The sequence below is a fragment of the Streptomyces halobius genome (assembly GCF_023277745.1).
Lineage (GTDB): Bacteria > Actinomycetota > Actinomycetes > Streptomycetales > Streptomycetaceae > Streptomyces > Streptomyces halobius.
The window spans coordinates 3,157,362-3,173,855 of sequence record NZ_CP086322.1; the positions used below are offsets into that span (position 1 = coordinate 3,157,362).

At 71.6% G+C, this 16,494-nt stretch carries 12 protein-coding genes; 3 read left to right on the forward strand and 9 right to left on the reverse strand.

Going from position 1 to position 16,494, the window contains the following annotated elements; translation table 11 throughout:
- Positions 1-188: 188 nt before the first annotated feature.
- The 3 genes from K9S39_RS14420 to K9S39_RS14430 form a co-directional block, all read right to left on the reverse strand.
- The gene (locus tag K9S39_RS14420) at positions 189-428 is read right to left on the reverse strand and encodes an RNA-binding protein (protein ID WP_052859899.1); all 240 of its coding nucleotides are present in this window, start codon (positions 426-428) and stop codon (positions 189-191) included.
- Positions 429-430: 2 nt separating this feature from the next.
- On the reverse strand, positions 431-871 hold the full coding sequence (rpsP, locus tag K9S39_RS14425; protein WP_248863745.1) for a 30S ribosomal protein S16: 441 nt from the start codon (positions 869-871) through the stop codon (positions 431-433).
- A gap of 156 nt (positions 872-1,027) precedes the next feature.
- Positions 1,028-1,618, reverse strand: coding sequence for a hypothetical protein (locus tag K9S39_RS14430; RefSeq protein ID WP_248863746.1), 591 nt, complete (start codon positions 1,616-1,618; stop codon positions 1,028-1,030).
- Positions 1,619-2,153: 535 nt separating this feature from the next.
- Here K9S39_RS14430 and K9S39_RS14435 point away from each other — a divergent pair.
- Positions 2,154-3,029 (forward strand): SAM-dependent methyltransferase, encoded by an 876-nt coding sequence (locus tag K9S39_RS14435; RefSeq protein ID WP_248863747.1) that lies wholly within the window; start codon positions 2,154-2,156, stop codon positions 3,027-3,029.
- Between the two features lie 549 nt (positions 3,030-3,578).
- Here the strand turns inward: K9S39_RS14435 and ffh are convergent.
- The 5 genes from ffh to nsdA all read right to left on the reverse strand — a co-directional run bounded on the left by ffh (position 3,579) and on the right by nsdA (position 11,554).
- Positions 3,579-5,129, reverse strand: a complete 1,551-nt coding sequence (gene ffh / locus K9S39_RS14440; RefSeq protein ID WP_248863748.1) for a signal recognition particle protein — start codon at positions 5,127-5,129, stop codon at positions 3,579-3,581.
- A 127-nt stretch (positions 5,130-5,256) separates the two neighbouring features.
- A complete protein-coding gene (locus tag K9S39_RS14445) occupies positions 5,257-7,653 on the reverse strand; it encodes a [protein-PII] uridylyltransferase (RefSeq protein WP_248868750.1) in 2,397 nt (798 codons plus the stop codon).
- A 276-nt stretch (positions 7,654-7,929) separates the two neighbouring features.
- Positions 7,930-8,268 (reverse strand): P-II family nitrogen regulator, encoded by a 339-nt coding sequence (locus K9S39_RS14450; protein ID WP_248863749.1) that lies wholly within the window; start codon positions 8,266-8,268, stop codon positions 7,930-7,932.
- A complete protein-coding gene (locus K9S39_RS14455) occupies positions 8,265-9,638 on the reverse strand; it encodes an ammonium transporter (protein ID WP_248868751.1) in 1,374 nt (457 codons plus the stop codon). The genes K9S39_RS14450 and K9S39_RS14455 overlap by 4 nt, the downstream gene beginning before the upstream one ends.
- A 419-nt stretch (positions 9,639-10,057) precedes the next feature.
- Positions 10,058-11,554, reverse strand: coding sequence for a transcriptional repressor NsdA (gene nsdA / locus K9S39_RS14460; protein WP_248863750.1), 1,497 nt, complete (start codon positions 11,552-11,554; stop codon positions 10,058-10,060).
- Positions 11,555-12,013: 459 nt separating this feature from the next.
- Between nsdA and K9S39_RS14465 the strand changes: the two genes are divergently transcribed.
- Positions 12,014-12,718 carry a bifunctional DNA primase/polymerase gene (locus K9S39_RS14465; RefSeq protein WP_248863751.1) on the forward strand — a complete coding sequence of 235 codons (705 nt, stop codon included), beginning with the start codon at positions 12,014-12,016 and terminating at the stop codon, positions 12,716-12,718.
- 164 nt (positions 12,719-12,882) lie between these two features.
- Here the strand turns inward: K9S39_RS14465 and ftsY are convergent, their stop codons facing one another.
- Entirely contained in the window at positions 12,883-14,127 is a 1,245-nt protein-coding gene (ftsY, locus tag K9S39_RS14470) for a signal recognition particle-docking protein FtsY (protein ID WP_248863752.1), read from the reverse strand.
- Positions 14,128-14,531: 404 nt separating this feature from the next.
- On the opposite strand from ftsY, the gene K9S39_RS14475 reads away from it, so the two are divergent.
- Entirely contained in the window at positions 14,532-16,004 is a 1,473-nt protein-coding gene (locus tag K9S39_RS14475) for a purine-cytosine permease family protein (protein ID WP_248863753.1), read from the forward strand.
- Positions 16,005-16,494: the final 490 nt, after the last annotated feature.

A 16,494-nucleotide genomic window follows, 5' to 3' on the forward strand; every position in this document is an offset into this window, starting at 1 on the left:
AGCCGACGCTGGGAGGTGCCCCCACTCGCGGAGGTGGCTGGGCGCCGTCGGGGTTCCTCAATCAATGGTTGCGCTGATCGGCGATTGATGAATGCCGTGACAGGGGTGCCACGGTGATGGTCTGCCGCCGACGACAAAGGCCGGGGACGGCCGGAAGCCCTCCCCGGCCCGAGCCGGTGTTCAACTGCTCAGCGCACCTGGTCCACATCGACCAGGTCGACGCGGATGCCCCGGCCGCCGAGGGCGCCCACGACGGTCCGCAGGGCACGGGCGGTACGACCGTTGCGGCCGATCACCTTGCCCAGGTCGTCGGGGTGGACCCGGACTTCCAGGACGCGCCCACGGCGCAGGGTGCGCGAGGCGACCTGCACGTCATCGGGGTTGTCGACGATGCCCTTGACCAGGTGTTCAAGAGCTTCTTCGAGCATGCTCAGGCCTCGGTGGACTCGGAGGTGGACGCGGCCTCGGCCTCGTCCGCCTTCTTGTCAGCCTTCTTCGCCTTCGGGGTGATGGCCTCACCCTTGGGCCCGTCGCCGGAAGCCTTGGCGGCGGCCTCGAAGAGGGCGCGCTTGTCGGCCTTCGGCTCGGGGACCAGCAGCGGAGCCGGGGCGGGCTCGCCCTTGAACTTCTGCCAGTCACCGGTCTTCTTCAGGATGGCGAGAACCGGCTCGGTCGGCTGGGCGCCGACGCTCAGCCAGTACTGCGCACGCTCCGAGTTGACCTCGATGCGCGAGGGGTTCTGCACCGGGTGGTACAGGCCGATCTCCTCGATGGCCCGGCCGTCACGGCGGGTACGGGAGTCGGCGACGACGATGCGGTAGTGAGGCGAACGGATCTTGCCCAGACGCTTCAGCTTGATCTTGACTGCCACGGGAGTGGTGTCTCCTGGTCTTGACGTGGTGGGGCACAACGGGATGCCACGTGGGGTTGCGGTACTCGGAGTGCCCGACGGACGCGTCAGCCGGAGGAGAGAGGGGTCCTGTGCGGCTGTCGAGTACAGCTGTTCATTGTGCCACACGCCGTACGGTCAGCCGACCGCGGCCACCTCGGGGATCCGGAAGGGCTTGCCGCAGCCGCCGCAGACGATGGGCGCCTGCGCCAGCACCGACGGGACGACCCGGACATTGCGCCCGCAGTCGCAGACGGCCTTGACGCGGACGCCGCCTCCGGAGGAGCCGTGCCGGGCGGCCGGGCCGCGGAAGCTGCGGGTGGCGTCGGTGGCCGTCGCGGCGGTGTGCGCCTTGAGGGCTCTGGCCAGTCGCTCGATGGTGGGGCGGTAGCGCTTTCTGGCGTCGGCACTGAGCGTGACCAGGGAGAAGCCGCTGCTGGGATGGGGCTCGTCGACGTGGTCCAGGCCCAGCTCCTCGGCGATCGCCAGGAACCGGCGGTTGTGGTAGCGGCCTGCGCGGGAGGTGTCGCGGATGCCGCGGGCGGCGGCGATGCCGTGGACTGCCTCATGGAGCAGCCGTTCGAAGGAGAGCTCGGCGCCGCAGGCGGACGAGGACTCTCCGATCAGGGACTCGGGCGCGGCCAAGTCCGGCAGCTCGGGGTGGTGCCGTTGAATGTCGGCCCACGCGAGCGCCAGCTCGGCGGCGAGGACTGGTGGTGTCGTGCTCACGTCGTGACAACGAGCCGGGGTCGCCCAGTGTTCCGATTCCGGGCCATCCCAAATAATTTGCACGTACCAGTCAGTTTCTGGGCATGGGTTATGCGGTGGGCGCGGTACGCCCTTCTGCGGAGAAGGCCCGCAAGCCGGGAGGTACCCCCGCGTACGCGGCGCAGGGCAGTCGTATGCCAAGGCAACGAACTCTCGCGGCGATGTTACCGGCGGTCGCCCCGGCCCCGGCACCGGCCCCGCCGCGGGGCCGTCCGGCCTCCCCGCCGCATCATCCCGGTGCGGCCCACCGTAGGGCCAGGGCGCGCGGACCGGCGGGCGTTGCGTGGCGGAACGGCGCGCGCCGGGGCACCCTGGAACGGCGCTCCGGCTGCGGGCCCGGCGCAATGGGGGGCGCGCGGGAGACAACCCCGGCGCACCCCCTGGACGCCCGGACGGATGCGCAGTTGTCTGGATTGCGGGGGCGCACAACGCGCGAAAACAGGGGGGCGGACAGCACTGATCAGCTTCGGGTTCTCGGCGAATAGGGGCGCTTTCGATGTCACCCACGCTCGTGCGGCAGCAGCTTCCGACTTCGGTGTCCTTGGATTCCGACGGGCTTCCGGGGGCGGTGGGCCCACGGGCGCGCGCCCGTGACTGGGCGGAGATCCAGGAGCGGATGCTGGTCCCGCTGTATGAGGCTGCGTACGACCGTTTGGGTGTCGGTCCGGGCACCCGGTTGCTGGGGCTCGGCTGTGGTGCGGGGCTGGCGCTGCTGCTGGCGGCGGTGCGTGGTGCGCAGGTCAGTGGTGTGGACGCGGACGAGTGGCGCCTGGAGCTGGCGCGTGAGCGGCTGACGCCGGACGGCGGGCCGGGGGCGCACCGGCTGGTCAGCGGAGGGCCGGAGGCCGCTGCGGCCGGGAATGCCGCCTCCCTGTTCCATGTGGTGACCGCGTTTCATCCGGTGGGGTGTGTGAGCACCGTCGAGGGGTTGACGGCATCGCTCACCGCGGCGACCGGCCTGGTGGAGCGGGGCGGCGCGGTGGTGCTGGGCGGCTGGGGCCCGCTGGAGCGGTGTGCGACGGCCGGGGTGCTGCGGATGGCGCGGCGTCGGCTGGCCGATCCGCCGTGGGACGGCGTCGTCGGCTCGGCGGGCTGGCGGCCCGCCTACCGGGACGATCTGGAGGAGCTGGCGGAGCGGGCCGGGCTGCGGCCGGACGGATCGGGCCGGGTGGCCTGCCCCTTCGGGTACGCGGATCTGGCGAGCGCGGTGCGCGGGCTGCTGTCGACGGGGCTGTTCGACGCGGCGCTGGAGGTGACCGAGCGGCGGCTGGTGGAGAAGGAGCTGTCCGAGGCGCTGCGGCCGTATCAGCGGGCGGACGGCACGGTGTGGATGCCGAATGTGTTCCGGTATCTGGTCGCGAGGACGCCGTAGGCGAGTCGGTACCGGTTCCTCCTGTCGCGGCCCCTGGCTGCGGGCGGTGGGGTTCCCCCTGCTCCTTGATCCTGGGCATCCTCCGCCGGGCGCTGGACGACCTTGCGCGACGACCACGAGGCCCGCGCCCGCCGCTCCGCCAAGGACTGATGTGTTCCCCATCCTGTGCGTGGTCCGGTCCCACCAGGCCGGTTCCCTTACGACCTGGCCAAGTGGGCACGGCCAGAGGTGACGGGGAGGGCCCGGACCGTCTCTCTGGTGGAGCGGGGGCCGCCGTCGTCTGCGGCCTCTCGACCGGCACACCGAAGCTGACCGGCTGTTACGACCCGTGGGGGCGGGCCCTGCCGTAACGGGGGGGCCGCGGTAGGGGCGCGCCTATATACCCGCCGCCCACCCACGGCCTTTGGTTTTTCCCCGCCGCCCACCCCCCTTGGGGGGGTGGGCGGGTGTAGTCGGCGGGTTTTGTACGGCCCCCGGGGCGCGTGAAGAGGTGGGGCTCCCGGGGGCGCACGCGAGGCTGAGGTTCCCGGAGGTGGCCAGCCGTACGCCTCAGCCCATGAACTTCTTGAACTCCTCCGGAAGTTCGAAGTCCTGCGGGTTCTGACCGGCCTGCGGCAGGCCCAGCGGGTTGCCGGTGCCAGCGGCCTCGCGGCGCGCGGCCGCGGCCTGCTCCTCGGCCTTGCGCTTCATCGGGTTGCCGCTCTTGCGCTTGCCCTTGGCCTGCTTGACCTGCTTCTTCTTCCGGGCGGCGCCGCCCCCCATGCCGGGCATCCCCGGCATGCCCGGCATACCGCCGCCCTGGGCCATCTTCGACATCATCTTGCGGGCCTCGAAGAACCGCTCGATGAGGCTCTTGACCGTGCTGACGTCGACACCGGAACCCCGGGCGATACGGGCCCGGCGCGAACCGTTGATGATCGTCGGCTCCTGGCGCTCGGCCGGGGTCATCGACTTGATGATGGCGGCCGTACGGTCGACCTCGCGCTCGTCGAGGTTGTTGATCTGGTCCTTCATCTGCGCCATGCCGGGCAGCATGCCGAGCAGCTTGGAGATCGAGCCCATCTTGCGGACCTGCTCCATCTGGGCCAGGAAGTCGTCGAGCGTGAACTCCTTGGGGCCCTTCTGGAGCTTGGCCGCCATCTTCTCGGCCTCGGCCTGGCTGAAGGTCTGCTCGGCCTTCTCGATGAGCGACAGCATGTCGCCCATGCCGAGGATGCGGGACGCCATGCGGTCCGGGTGGAACGCGTCGAAGTCGTCCAGCTTCTCGCCGTTGGAGGCGAACATGATCTGCTTGCCGGTGACATGCGCGACGGACAGCGCGGCACCACCACGGGCGTCACCGTCGAGCTTGGAGAGCACCACACCGTCGAAGCCGACGCCGTCGCGGAACGCCTCGGCGGTGTTGACCGCGTCCTGACCGATCATCGCGTCGACGATGAAGAGGATCTCGTCCGGGCTGACCGCGTCACGGATGTCCGCGGCCTGCTGCATCATCTCCTCGTCGATGCCGAGGCGGCCGGCGGTGTCGACGATGACGATGTCGTGGACCTTGGTGCGGGCGAACTCGATCGAGTCCTTGGCGACCTGGACGGGGTCGCCGACGCCGTTGCCGGGCTCGGGCGCGAACACCGCGACACCGGCGCGCTCGGCGACGACGCCCAGCTGGTTCACCGCGTTCGGACGCTGCAGGTCACAGGCGACCAGCAGCGGGCTGTGGCCCTGCGCCTTGAGCCAGCGGCCGAGCTTTCCGGCGAGGGTGGTCTTACCGGCACCCTGCAGACCGGCGAGCATGATCACGGTCGGTGGGGTCTTGGCGAAGCGGAGCCGACGGGTCTCGCCGCCCAGGATCGTGATCAGCTCATCGTTGACGATCTTGATGACCTGCTGGGCGGGGTTCAGCGCCTGGGAGACCTCCGCGCCGGTGGCCCGCGCCTTGACCTGCTTGATGAAGGCGCGGACGACGGGCAGGGCGACGTCGGCCTCAAGCAGGGCGATACGGATCTCACGCGCCGTGGCGTCGATGTCCGCCTCGCTCAGGCGGCCCTTGCCCCGGAGGTTTTTGAAAGTACTCGCCAAGCGGTCGGAAAGCGTATCGAACACGGCGGTCGTCGATCCTCGGGGTCGGGGGCGGAGGTAATCGCCTCCTAGGGTATCCGGCCGGGCAAGCGGGCCGTCGAGGACCGCCGGAGTGCGGGCGCCCGGCGGCCCGCGGGGATGGTGACGCGGGTCACTCCAGGGCGCTCTGCACCCCGCGGGCGACGGCCGCGGCCCGCTCGGCCGGCAGTGGGGCGCCCTCCGTGTCCGTGACATAGAAAGCATCCACGGCGTTGGCCCCGAGCGTGCTGATGTGCGCGCTGCGGACGCTGACCCCCGCCTCCTCCAACGCCCGCCCGATCCGGTGCAGCAGCCCATGGGCGTCCTGCGCGCGGACCTCGATGACGGTCGCGGTGCGGGACGTCCCGGGGGCGACGGTGACGCGGGGCGGCGGGGCGGGGACCGCGCGGGCGCGGCGGGCGTAGGCGCGTTCGCGTTCGGCGAGGCGGGCGGGGATGTCGAGGGAGCCGTCGAGGGCGCGGACCAGGTCGGCGCGGAGCCGGACGGCCTGCGGCAGCGAGCCGTATTCGGCGGCCACCCGCCAGCTGAGGAGCAGGACGGGGCCCTCGCCGATGGGGTCGAGGGTGCGCAGATCGGCGGCGCGGACGGTGAGGCGGTGCAGGGCCAGCACACCGGCCGCGACGGCGAGCACGCCCGGCTGGTCCGGGACGGCGATGAGCAGTTCGACGCCGACCGGCTCCTGGCCGCCGTCGGGCGCGGGAGCGTCGTCGGCGGGCGCCTCGTCGCGGGGGTGCAGGGCCAGGACGGGGCCGCCGGTGCGGGCCGCCTCGATCGCCAGCCGCTCCTGCTCGGCGGTCGGCTCGTCCGTCGTACGGCCCTCCGGGACGGCCTCGCCGGCGAGCTGTGCCGCGACGCGTTTGACCAGGTCGGCGACGAGTCCGCCGCGCCAGGCGGACCAGGCGGCGGGCCCGGTGGCGAGCGCGTCGGCCTCGGTCAGGGCATGCAGCAGTTCCAGGGTGCCCGCGCCGCCGACCGCGTCCGCGACCGCGCCGACCGTCTCGGGGTCGTCGAGGTCGCGCCGGGTGGCGGTCTCGACGAGCAGCAGATGGTGCCGTACCAGGGTGGCGATCACGGTGACATCGCGGGCGTCGAAGCCGAGCCGGGTGGCCACGTCGCGGGCGATGGTCTCGCCGGCCACCGAGTGGTCGCCGGGCCGGCCCTTGCCGATGTCGTGCAGCAGGGCGGCGGTCAGCAGCAGGTCGGGGCGGTGCACCCGACGGGTCAGCGCGGACGCCCGGACCGCGGTCTCGACGAGGTGACGGTCGACGGTCCAGGTGTGGACGGGGTTGCGCTGCGGACGGCAGCGGACGCGTTCCCAGTCGGGCAGCAGCCGCGTGATGAGGCCCTCGGCCTCCAGGGACTCCCATACGGGCACGGTGTGCGGGCCCGCGCCCAGGAGCGTGACCAGCTGCTCGCGGGCCTCGGCGGGCCAGGGCACGGGCAGCGGCCCGGCCGCGGCGGCCAGGCGGCGGACGGCGTGCGGGGAGAGCGGCAGTCCGGCCTGCGCGGCGGCGGCCGCGGCGCGCAGCACCAGCACCGGGTCGCGTTCGGGGCGGGCGGTGCGGGCCAGCACCGCCTCGCCGTCGAGTTCGACGACGCCCTCGGCGAGCGGTGAGCGCTCCCCCTTGCCGGCGGTACGGCCGGACAGCAGCCCGCGCAGCGTGGGTTTGACGGACCGGGCCCGCAGAACGCGGCCGACCTCGCGCCAGGTGACGTCGGCGGCGTAGGAGAGGGTGCGGGCGGCTTCGTAGGTCTGCCGCAGCAGGGCGTCGGCGTCCAGCAGGCCGAGTGCCTCGGCGACCTGGGTCTGCTCCTGGAGGGAGAGCCGGTCGGTGGCGCGCCCGGTGACCAGGTGGAGCGCGTCGCGGGTGTCGAGCAGGCGGGTGCGGGCGGCTTCCAGGCCGTCGCGCGGGGCGTCGGCGAGCCAGGACGCGGCGACCGCCCGGAGCGCGGTGGCGTCCCGCAGCCCGCCCCTGGCCTCCTTGAGGTCGGGTTCGAGGAGGTACTGCAGTTCGCCGTGCCGGTCGGCGCGGTCCTGGCACAGGTCGTGGAGTTCCGGCAGCCGCTTGGGGGCGGCCGCGCGCCAGTCGGCGTATGCGGCGGTGCGCAGGGCGGCGGTCAGGTCGGCGTCGCCGGCCAGGTGGCGGGCGTCGAGCAGGCCCAGCTGCACCTTGAGGTCCTCGCGGGCGGTGGCGCGGGCCTCGGCGGGGGTGCGTACGGAGTGGTCGAGTTCCAGACCGAGGTCCCAGACGGGGTACCAGAGGCGGTCGGCGAGGGCGGCGACGGCACCGGCGTCGGCGCTGCCGTCGTGCAGCAGGAGGAGGTCGAGGTCGCTGCGCGGGGAGAGTTCGCCGCGGCCGTAGCCGCCGACGGCGACGAGGGCGGCGCCGTGGACGCCGGAGGCGCCGGCGGCGCCGGCCAGGAGCGCGCCGAGCCATGCGTCGGTGAGCCGGGCGAGGCCGGCGCGGCGGTCCGGGCCGGTCGGGGCGTCGTCGTGGAGGAGCCGCAGCCGGGCCGCCGGATAGCCGCCCTCGGGGGCGGGCGCGGGGGCGGTGTACTGGCCCGGTACTCCGCCGGGACCTGCCGTTTCCTCGACGCTCTCCGTCAACTCGGGTGCTCCTTGGTCGTGTTGTCCCCCGCTGTCACAGATGTCCCCCACGTTCCCGCCGTCTCCCCCGCCCCGTAGGTGCTCCGGCTCCGGCCTCCGGAGGCGATTGCCGCGCCGGAGGCCGGAGCCGGGTCACTGGAGGACTCGGACGAGCCGGGCGTCCTCGGTGCAACGCGGTTACAGCGCGTCCGGGCCGCGCTCGCCCGTCCGTACGCGTACCGCCTCCTCGACGGGCACGCTCCAGACCTTCCCGTCGCCGATCTTGCCGGTGCGGGCCGCCTTCACCACGACGTCCACCAGGTTGTCGGCGTCCGCGTCCTCGACGAGCACCTCGATCCGGACCTTGGGCACCAGATCGACGGTGTACTCGGCGCCGCGGTACACCTCCGTGTGCCCGCGCTGCCTGCCGTAGCCGCTGGCCTCGGTGACGGTCAGACCGTGCACACCGAATGCCTGCAGGGCTTCCTTCACCTCGTCCAGCCGGTGCGGCTTGATTACTGCCGTGATGAGCTTCACGCGTCCACCTTCTTCGTCGTGCCCTGCTTGCCGGCCGGCTCCGCGGTGGCGGCGCCGGTCGCGGGGACCGCTGCCGTACGGGCCACCGTGCCACCGCCCGCGCCGGTGAAGTCATATGCCGTCTCGGCGTGCGCGGCCTGGTCGACGCCCGAGATCTCCTCGTCCTCGCTGACCCGGAAGCCCATCAGCAGGTCGATGACCTTGGCAAGGACGAACGAGACGACCAGCGAGTAGACCAGCACGGCCGCCACACCGACCGCCTGCTTGCCGAGCTGTTCGAGGCCGCCGCCGTAGAAGAGGCCCTTGGCGTCGCTCTGCACACCGCCGGTGGCGAACAGGCCGATCAGCAGCGATCCGACGACACCGCCGACGAGGTGCACACCGACGACGTCGAGCGAGTCGTCGTAGCCGAGCTTGTACTTGAGGCCGACGGCCATGGCGCACAGCACACCGGCGATGATGCCCACCGCGATGGCGCCGAGCGGGCTGACCGAGCCACAGGCCGGGGTGATCGCGACGAGACCGGCGACCGCGCCGGAGGCGGCGCCCAGCGTGGTGAACGAGCCGTGCCGGACCTTCTCGTACGTGAGCCAGCCGAGCATCGCCGCGGCCGTGGCGACCTGGGTGTTGACGAACGCGACCGCTCCGATGCCGTCGTCGTTGCCGAGCCAGGAGCCGGCGTTGAAGCCGAACCAGCCGAACCACAGCAGACCGGCGCCGAGCATCACCAGGGGCAGGCTGTGCGGCCGCATCGGGTCCTTCTTGAAGCCGATGCGCTTGCCGACGACCAGGATCGCGCCGAGCGCCGCGGCACCCGCGTTGATGTGCACGGCCGTACCGCCGGCGAAGTCGATGACGCCCATGTCGAAGAGCCAGCCGCCGTCACCCCACACCCAGTGCGCGACGGGGAAGTAGACGACGGTGGCCCACAGGGCGATGAACAGGGCCCAGGCGGTGAACTTCACCCGGTCCGCGAGCGCACCGCTGATCAGCGCGGGCGTGATGATCGCGAACATCAGCTGGAAGACCGCGAACACATAGATCGGGATGTTCGTTTCGCCCCACAGCTCGGTCACGCCGATACCGCTGAGACCGGCGAAGTCGCCCTCCCAGCCGATCAGGCCGCCCTTGTCGGTGCCGAAGGCGAGCCCGAAACCGTAGAGGACCCAAAGAACTGTCACGATGCCCAGGCTGATGAAGCTCATCATCAGCATGTTGAGCACGCTCTTGACCCGGACCATGCCGCCATAGAAAAAGGCGAGGCCAGGCGTCATGACCATCACCAGTGCGGAGCAGATCAGCATGAACCCGGTGTTCGCCGGGCTGAGTGTCACCTTGTCTGCTGCGAGCGTCAGGATGCCTGGGGGCATCGGCGTCTCCTCGTCGTCGATGCGGCCCGTGCGGGCGTGTTTCTGGTGGGCCGACTTGGCCATGAGGTTGTCGCAGGGTGGTTTCCGCCATGCCTTACCGGTGTTTCACGACCGTGACGAAGACGGCGCCAGTGTTACGCCCCGGTGAACTGCAAGATCAACACACGCCCGGCCGTTTCACTTATCCGAAACCGCCGCTTGAGTACCGAAACCACCGCTTGAGCAACCCCAACGGCGGGCAACCGCCTCCGCGAGTGGGGGCACCCCCAGCGTCAGCTGGGGGACGGCGCCGGCTTGGGCGCAAAGAGGGGCCGCGACATCCGACCCGGCCACGGCTCCCACCCTCGTGACCAGGCGGCGGGGGAGCCGAGTCGGGCTGTACGGGGCGGGTGGCCGTGGCCGGGGGTCCTGGGGCGCGGTCAGCCGACCTCCGCTGCGTTCTCCGGCAGCTGACGGGAGAGCTCGTCGCCCAGCTGGATCACCTCGGCGACACCGCCGAACTCCCGCGTCGCGGTGTCCACGGTCTTGCGCAGCCGGTTGTTGACCCGCTCCGAGCGGACCTGCCGGGCGAACGGAATGGCCTTCTGCGCCATCTCCGCGCAGGCTTCCGGCTCCTTCTGCAGCAGCCGCACCGTGGCCATGCCGATCAGATTGAGCGCATACGACCGCTGATGCTCGGAGTCCTCCCGGAAGAGGTCCACGGCGCGCTCCATGACGGGCTCGGCGAGCGAGGCGTACGTGGGGCTGCGACCGGCCACATACGCCAGGTCGCGGTAGGAGTGGGCGTTCTCGGCGTTCAGCTCCGCCTCGGAGAAGAAGCGGATCCAGTCCGGATCGGGCTCGCCGGGCATGCAATCGGAGAAGGTGTCCTCGGCCATCCGGACGGCCCGCTTGACCTTGCCGGGCTGGCCCATCCCGGCGTACGCGCGCGCCTCCATCGCATACAACATCGCCTGGGTGCGTGGGGTGGCCGTCTCACGGCTGCCGTACTGGGCGAGATGGATCAGCTCCAGCGCGTCCTCCGACCGGCCGAGATGGATCATCTGGCGGCTCATGCTGGAGAGGATGTACGAGCCCAGGGGACGGTCGCCGGCTTCCTTGGAGGCGTGCAGCGCGAGCACGAAGTACTTCTGGGCGGTGGGCTGCAGCCCGATGTCGTAGCTCATCCAGCCGGCCAGCTCGGCGAGCTCGGCGGCGACCTTGAAGAGCCGCTTGGCGACCGGCTCGGGATGCGGCTCCTGGAGGAGGTCGGTGACCTCGTGCAGCTGGCCGACCACCGCTTTGCGGCGCAGCCCGCCGCCGCACTGCGCGTCCCACTGCCGGAACATCGCGGTCGTCGACTCCAGCAGATCCAGCTCCGGCTTGGACAGCCGGACGGCACGCCGCGGCCGGTCCGGCGATGACTCCGCGTCGCCCGGCCCGGCGGGCACCGGCACCAGCCAGCGCTGCATCGGCTCGATGAGGGTCGGTCCGGCGGCCAGCGCCAGCGAGGTGCCCAGGAAGCCGCGGCGCGCGAGCATCAGGTCGCTGCGCGAGAACTCGCTGATCAGGCTGACCGTCTGCGGCCCGGCCCAGGGCAGGTCGACACCCGAGACGGACGGGGACTGGTGCGCGGAGCGCAGCCCGAGCTCCTCGATGCCGACCACGCAGCCGAAGCGTTCCGAGAACAGCTCGGACAGGATGCGCGGAATGGGCTCGCGCGGCTGCTCACCGTCCAGCCAGCGGCGCACCCGCGAGGTGTCGGTGCTGATGTGGTGGGCGCCCATCTGCCGCGCCCGGCGGTTGACCTGGCGCGCCAGCTCGCCCTTGGACCAGCCGCTGCGTACGAACCATGACCCCAACTGCGCGTTGGGACGCTTGACGGCGTCGGTGCCGCCTGACCCGCCGGAACCGGCGGTGCCGCCGTTGCCGCCCACTGGAACGCCCCTCCCGATAGTCGCCTCGTCGCGAACCACCCACAGGCTGCTGCCTGTTGCGATGCCCCCCGGCTACATCTACCCGATGCCGGAATCCGGCCACACCTCCAGCCGGTGGACTACCGGCGAGTTGCCACCGGCATACCCGTGCGAATGATGCCCCTCCGGGGTTCGCGCACCGAAAGTAATCCTACGATCACGCCCCCCGCGAGGGAGATTGTGGAAACGCCACCATTCGCCACCCCTTCGAATGAACTCCCCGGCAGGCTCTCGCGATTGACTTGACACAGGGCGACAACGGCCGGGCGGACCGAAGCACGCGAGGGCGTGCGTACCGCCCCGCACCACCCGGCGCACGACATCGTGGCACCGGCAACGCGGAGCGACGACGGAGCGTGACCGCTCCGTGTCAACCCACCGACTCGTAACCACAGGCACGCACCACCCGTTGGAGGGGGCATGGGCTTCACGATCGGCGGCATCCGGGAACGTTCCGGCTCACGGCGCCGCGCCCGCTCGACCGAAGGCACGGCGGTGGCGGAGTACACCGGACTGTGGGGCTGGGACGTCGTCCCCGGCGCCCGCGCGGTCCGCGCCGGCAGCGGCCGTACGGACTGCTCGTGCGGCCTCACCGCCTGCCCGGCGCCCGGCGCCCACCCCCTGGACTTCGGCCAGGAGCTGGCCGCCGGCGCGACGCTGGAGAAGGCGGCGGACGCCTGGGCGGAGACCCCGGGCGCGGCGGTGCTCCTCCCGGTGGGCCGGGCTTTCGACATCCTCGACGTACCGGAGGCGGCCGGACAGTGCGCGCTGGTGCGCCTGGAGCGGATGGGGCTGCCGCTCGGCCCGGTGGCGGCCACTCCGACCGGCCGTGCACTGTTCTTCGTCGCGCACGGCGCGGCCGCCGGTCTGCCCGGGCTGCTCTACCGGATGGGCTGGGACGACGCCGATCTCGATCTGCGCCCCCTGGGCGAGGGCGACCACATCACCGCGCCGCCGTCGGACTTCGGCGGCCACGGCCCGATGCACTGGCTGCGCGCCCCGACCCTGGACACGGCGGGCCGCCCACCAGAAGCGCGGTTACTGCTGGGGACGCTGGCTTACTGCTCGCTGCGGCTGGAACGATGCGGGTCCCGCAGAAGCGTCTCGCCCCCCTTCGCACCGTGACCGGCGCCTCCCCCAGCTGACGCCGGGGTCCCTGGGAGATCCCCTGAAGGCTCCCCCACGAGACACGCGAAGGCCCCACCGCTTGTCCGCGGTGGGGCCTTCGCGTCATCGCGATCCCGGTGTGTCCGGGGACGGGCGCGGTCCTGGTCGCCGATACCGAGGTCCTAGTCGCCGATAAGAGCATCGACAAACGCCTCGGGCTCGAACGGCGCCAGGTCGTCCGCTCCCTCACCCAGACCGACCAGCTTGACCGGTACGCCCAGTTCGCGCTGGACGGCGACGATGATGCCGCCCTTGGCGGTGCCGTCGAGCTTGGTCAGCACCACACCGGTGATGTCCACGACCTCGGCGAACACCCGTGCCTGCACGAGGCCGTTCTGGCCGGTGGTGGCGTCCAGGACAAGGAGCACCTCGCCGACCGGGCCGTGCTTCTCGACGACCCGCTTGACCTTGCCGAGCTCGTCCATCAGACCGGTCTTGGTGTGCAGCCGGCCGGCGGTGTCGATCAGGACGACATCGGCGGTCTCCTCGATGCCCTCCTTCACCGCGTCGTAGGCGATCGACGCGGGGTCGCCGCCCTCGGGGCCGCGGACGGTCCGGGCGCCGACCCGTTCGCCCCAGGTCTGCAGCTGGTCGGCGGCGGCGGCGCGGAAGGTGTCGGCCGCGCCGAGGACCACGGACTTGCCGTCGGCGACGAGGACGCGGGCGAGCTTGCCGGTGGTCGTCGTCTTGCCGGTGCCGTTGACACCGACGACCAGGACGACGCCGGGGATCTCGCCGCCGCCGTTGCCGATGCCGTTGGCGGTGTGCACCGAGCGGTCCGCGTCGGTGCCGATGAGGGTGAGCAGCTCCTCACGGAGGAGGCCGCGCAGCTCCTCGGGCGTACGGGTGCCCAGGACCTTGACCCGTTCGCGCAGCCGGTCGACGAGCTCCTGGGTGGGGGCGACGCCGACATCGGCGGTCAGCAGGGTGTCCTCGATCTCCTCCCAGGTCTCCTCGTCGAGGTGCTCACGGGAGAGCAGGGTCAGCAGGCCCTTGCCCAGGGAGGTCTGCGACCGGGAGAGCCGGCTACGCAGCCGGACCAGCCGACCGGCGGTCGGCTCGGGGACCTCGACCTCCGGCACGGCGGGCGCCTCGGGTGCGGCGGCCTCGGCAGCCGGCGCCTCGGCCTCGGGGGCCTCCGCGGTGGGCAGCCCGACCTCTTCGATGGTGCGACGGGGTTCTTCGCGTGGGGCCTCGGCCTCCTCGCCGACATGCGGTTCGGCGGGGGGCGCGGTAACGGGGGGCGTGGCGGGGGCAGCCGGCGGGGGCGGCGGCAGCTGCTTCTTCTTGCGGCCGCTGACGACGAGCCCGCTGATCGCGCCGAGCACGACCACGGCGATGACTACAGCAAGGATGACGATTTCCATAACCCCTCCAGTATGGGGGTGCGCTGCGCTTTGCCTGGGCCGACTTGGTGCTCGCCTTGTCGGCTTTCCCGCCGTGGGAGTGCGCCTGCGGCGGGCGCGGGCCGTTTTCGGCTTTCCGCCCCCGTCCCCTCCCGTGGGTGGGAGGAAGAGGCCGGTGGGGGCGCGCCTTTCGTATCAAGCATCTGTGATCGCGTCCGCAGGCCGCGCCTGACCGGTCAGCTGCGGCCGGCCTCGTGGGGTGATCCGAGTGGCGAATAGTGCAGAAGTTGGATCAAAGTACGATGGTCCACGGCCACGCAACGCGCGTAGAGTCCTGGCAACCACCTGGCCAGGCACCACAGCCGCTGCCTGCACCTCCTCCCGGGGGTGCCTCCCAGACACCCCCGCACGGAGACACCTGCACCATGTCCGCTCTCGAAACCGAAGGCGCCGTCGAGACCCGGGGCATCGAACCCGTTCCCGACAACGAGCGCCGGGGCCGCGTCCGCGAGCTCTTCCCGACCTGGGTCGCCGCCAACATCAGCGTGCTGCTGCTCACCATGGGCGCCTCGCTCGTCGTCAACAACGGGCTGAACTTCTGGCAGGTCCTGCTGGTGGCCGCGGTCGCCTCCGCCGTCGCCTTCGGCATGGTCGGTGTGCTGTCGGTCTCCGGGAAGTGGGGCGGAGCGCCCGGCGCGATGCTCTCCCGGGCCGCCTTCGGCGTACGTGGCAACTACTTTCCCGGCGCGATCCTGTGGGTCGCCCGCTTCGGCTGGGAGACGATCAACGCGGTCACCGGCGCGTTCGCCGTGCTGACCGTGCTGAAGCTGTTGTTCGGGATCGAGAGCAACAACGTCCTGGTCGTCGTCACCCTGCTCGCCTTCGTGGCCGTCACCTACCTGGTGAGCGGCCTGGGCCGCAAGGCGCTGAACGTCTGCAACACGTACTCGACGTACCTCTTCGGCCTGTTCAGCATCATGGTGCTGGTCTATCTCGTCGCCACGATGGACTGGGGCGCGATCTTCGCCAAGGAGCCGGGCACCACCGCCATGGTGATCGCGGGCATCGGCACCATCGCGGCCGGCGGCATCAGCTGGGTCCCGACCGGCCCCGACTTCGCGCGTTATCTGCCGCACTCCGCGTCCGGCAGGAAGATCGTCGGTGCGACGGTCTCCGGGGCGGCGCTGGTGCTGGTCCCGATGGTGCTGATGGGCGGCGTGATGGCGGTCTCGGACCCGAAGCTGGCCGGCCGGAACACCGACCCGATGTCGTTCCTCGGTCACATCCTGCCGGGCTGGCTCGCGGTGCCGTACCTGATCACCGCGCTGGTCGGAATGGTGCTGATCAACAGCCTCTCGATGTACTCGGCGGGCTTCACCGCGCAGACCATGGGCGTCAAGCTGCCGCGTGCCCTGGCGGTCAGTGTCAACGCCGTGATCAGCCTGGTCGGCGGCCTGTTCATGATGCTGGTGGCCAAGGACTTCATCGGCCAGTTCATCGCCTTCCTGACGCTGCTCGCGGTGTCCTTCTCCGCCTGGATCGGCGTCTACGGCATCGACATGGCGCGACGGCGCAAGATGGCGGTCCGCTACGACGGCGACAGCCTGATGAACACCGGCCGCACCAGCCGCTACTGGTACGTCGGCGGCTTCTGCTGGCAGGCCATGACGGCCTGGGCGGTGGCGCTGGCCGCGGGCCTGTGTTTCACCAAGGTCCAGTGGTTCACCGGCCCGCTGACCACCACCTGGATCGGCGAGAACGGTCTGGGCTGGGCGGCCACGATCCTGATCGCCGCAGTGGTGTTCGCTGCGCTGCCGACGCCGAAGGAGACGGCCACGGCCGTGCCGGCCGTGGCCGACGAGGCCGCCCGGGAACCGCGGCCGGCCGAGGTCGGCTGACCGCCCGCACCCCAGGGAGACCTGACGTCACGTCAGCCAACGCCCCCTCGCCACCGTCCTGGCGAGGGGGCGTTTCTTTGCACCGCACGGGCCGCAGTCGAGGCGTTCGACTGTCCCGCCATGGCGCTTGCTGCGGGCGTCCGCTGCGCTGTGTCTGAGCCCCACGTTGTCGGCTGTCCCGCCGTGAGGCTGCGCCTGCGGCGTGCCTGCGCCGACGTCTTTGGCTGTCCCGCCGTAGCACTTGCTGCGAGCTGTGTTCCGCTGCGCGGGGCTGTTCGGCAGCGGCACCGGCCCTCCGGACTCCGTCCTGCGGACCGGCACCTCCCGAAGGGGTGGGGAAGAAGACCGGTGGGGGTACACGTAGCCGGTCATCTGCACCCTGTGGTCGCGACCACAGACACATGACAGACCACATGTGCCCCCACCGGCCCTATCCCACCCACCGACGGGAGGATGGGGGTACCTCCCATGCCCTTCAGGCTATGGGGGA

What these genes read in the sequence shown, in the direction of transcription:
- K9S39_RS14420 (WP_052859899.1), bottom strand. Translation starts at nt 428, where the DNA reads ATGCTCGAAGAAGCTCTTGAACACCTGGTCAAGGGCATCGTCGACAAC.
- K9S39_RS14465 (WP_248863751.1), top strand. Translation starts at nt 12,014, where the DNA reads ATGGGCTTCACGATCGGCGGCATCCGGGAACGTTCCGGCTCACGGCGC.
- K9S39_RS14475 (WP_248863753.1), top strand. Translation starts at nt 14,532, where the DNA reads ATGTCCGCTCTCGAAACCGAAGGCGCCGTCGAGACCCGGGGCATCGAA.
- ftsY (WP_248863752.1), bottom strand. Translation starts at nt 14,127, where the DNA reads ATGGAAATCGTCATCCTTGCTGTAGTCATCGCCGTGGTCGTGCTCGGC.
- K9S39_RS14455 (WP_248868751.1), bottom strand. Translation starts at nt 9,638, where the DNA reads ATGCCCCCAGGCATCCTGACGCTCGCAGCAGACAAGGTGACACTCAGC.
- K9S39_RS14435 (WP_248863747.1), top strand. Translation starts at nt 2,154, where the DNA reads ATGTCACCCACGCTCGTGCGGCAGCAGCTTCCGACTTCGGTGTCCTTG.